Origin of the sequence: Ligilactobacillus sp. (assembly GCF_036846325.1) — a bacterium.
Taxonomy (GTDB): domain Bacteria; phylum Bacillota; class Bacilli; order Lactobacillales; family Lactobacillaceae; genus Ligilactobacillus.
In genome coordinates this window covers 10,719-13,423 of sequence record NZ_DAIUCE010000051.1, presented here as the reverse complement: position 1 = coordinate 13,423, position 2,705 = coordinate 10,719, and the positions used below count along the sequence as shown (strand labels likewise).

At 42.2% G+C, this 2,705-nt stretch carries 1 protein-coding gene and 1 pseudogene; both read left to right on the top strand.

The features are described 5' to 3' along the window. On the top strand, positions 1-1,394 hold a 1,394-nt coding region (gene rny, locus V7Z60_RS06160; RefSeq protein WP_334116970.1), incomplete at its 5' end, for a ribonuclease Y. Positions 1,395-1,979: 585 nt separating this feature from the next. After that, positions 1,980-2,705 (top strand): annotated as a pseudogene (locus tag V7Z60_RS06155) (anthranilate synthase component I); the annotation flags it as partial.

Here is a 2,705-nt window from a genome sequence, read left to right as displayed (position 1 = left end):
AAGCCTTGTTAGAGGCTAAGGACGAGAGTCAGCGCTATCGTAGCGAAGTCGAAGACGAATTGAAGGTTCGCCGTTCAGAAGTTCAAAAGCAGGAAAACAGGTTGCTTGCTCGTGAAGAAAATATTGATCGTAAGGACAATGCTTTAGAAAAGCGCGAGCATGCGATTGAGAAAAAAGAAGGCCAGTTGAATTCTGAACAGCAACGACTGGAGGCCAAGCGTCAAAAAATTGCTTCGCTTGAAAAACAGCAAGAGACTAAGCTTGAGGAAATCGCTGCTTTAACCAAGGAACAGGCAAAGGACTTGATTTTAAAGGAAACAAAATCAAGTCTTGCTCATGAGTTAGCCGTAATGATCAAAGACAGCGAAAATGAGGCTAAAGCACAGGCCGATCGAACTGCAAAGGATCTGATTGCGCAGGCAATTCAGCGCAGTGCGGCAGACATGGTTTCGGAAACGACAGTTTCGGTTGTCAGTCTTCCAAATGATGAAATGAAAGGTCGAATTATTGGGCGAGAAGGTCGAAATATTCGGACATTGGAAACTCTGACAGGAATCGACTTGATTATCGACGATACTCCGGAAGCGGTAGTGTTGAGCGGGTTTGATCCCGTTCGTCGAGAAATCGCGAAAATGGCCCTTGAGAAGCTGATTCAAGACGGACGAATTCATCCGGCAAGAATTGAAGAAATGGTCGAAAAAGCTACTAAAGAGATGGATGTTCGAATCAGAGAAAAGGGTGAAGAGACAATCTTTGACCTTGGAATCCATTCGATGCAACCTGATATGATCAAGACTGTCGGCCGTTTGAATTATCGAACGAGCTATGGTCAAAATGTTTTGGAACACTCGATTGAAGTTGCGAAAATTTCGGGTGTTCTTGCTGCTGAATTAGGTGAAGATGTTACATTAGCGAAACGCGCAGGATTATTACACGATATCGGGAAAGCCGTTGATCACGAAGTTGACGGTTCTCACGTTGAAATCGGGGTCGAATTGGCCAAGAAGTATCATGAAAATGAGACAATCGTAAATACGATTGCGTCTCATCACGGTGATGTTGAGCCTAAAACGGTTATTGCCGTTTTGGTCGCTGCAGCAGATGCAATCTCAGCTGCACGTCCAGGTGCTCGTAGCGAGTCTTTGGAGAACTATATCCACCGTCTTGAGAAATTGGAAAATATTTCCAACGAATTTAATGGTGTCAAGAAGAGCTATGCCATTCAGGCAGGACGTGAAGTCCGCGTTATTGTCGAGCCAAATGAGGTCAACGATAACGGTGCTGTTGTTCTTGCACGCGATATCAAGAATAAAATCGAAGATGAACTTGAATATCCGGGACATATCAAAGTTACTGTCATTCGTGAGACACGTGCAGTTGAATATGCCAAGTGATATTTTAAGAACGGGAACGAAAGCATCACAAGATGCTTTCGTTTTTTTTAATTACAAGTGAAAAAAGATTGACAAAAGCTTTCGATTAAAATATAATTATATCAACATTAACGGAAAGGGAGATTGTACTATGAAGATGTTATTTAAATCTTGGCAAGTCTGGCATAGATTAGAGTAAACTTACATCATTTCAGTGTAGGTTTGCTTTTGTTTGTTTAGCAATCAAGGGAAAGCCTATGCTGGTACAATCTTTATTGACGACCGCATGGATGATGCGGTCGTTTTTTTCCGGCATCACGGCTTTCTCCAAATATCGAAACCTTTGAAACAGAGATAAAGGCAGAGAAGTGCGTCAAGAGAGTTCGGGGTGCTGGAATCCGAATCGTGTCGGCTGCCAAATGGACTGTTGAGGGCATGGTCAAAGAGCAGGGCTTGAGTATTCCATGACGCGTGATCGACGTTACAGATTTCGAGAAGATGATTTAGCAAATCATAAAGAAGGTGGCACCGCGGGTTGACTCGTCCTTACAAGCATGAATAATGCTTGTAAGGACGAGTCTTTTTTATAAGGGGGAATGAAGGAGCATGTATCCTGAATATGAGCAGTTAAAGAAGATGGCAGCTGATGAGAAGTATCATCGAATCCCGGTTGCGATTGAGATGTATGCTGATGCGACTACTCCGGTTGAGGCATTGAGGAAATTGAGAAATGTGAGTCAAAGATGTTATTTATTTGAAAGCGCAAGTCAAGATGAACGTTGGGGCAGATATTCGTTCATCGGTTGTGATCCTGAAATGGAGATTATCTGCAACAACGGCAAGATCAAGCAATTGTTTTATAAAAATGGAGAAAAGGTCAGTCAGAAAGAACCGGATGAAAATAATCCGCGCATTTTCTTGCGAAAGCTGATTGAAGCAAATAAAAGTCCGGTATTGTCTGAGATGCCACCGTTTACAGGTGGGTTGGTCGGTTATTTTGCCTATGATTATCTGAAATACAGCGAACCCAAATTAAGACTGACAAATAAGGGCGACTTTAACGATTTGGATCTTATGTTGTTTGACGAAACGGTTGTATTTGATCATTACCGGCAAAAAATCATTTTGATAGCAGGCGTAAATCCTGCTGAGCTTGATGAGTCGCTTGAAGTTGCTGAGAAGAAATTAAAAAACCTGCGCAACGTGCTTGCGGGCAAAGAAAGGTTCAAATTTGAAAAGCTTGAACTAAAAAGCAGTTTTGAACCGGGATTTTCTCTTCAGGAGTATTCTGAAAAAGTTGAAGAAGTAAAAAAACATATTTTTGCCGGCGAT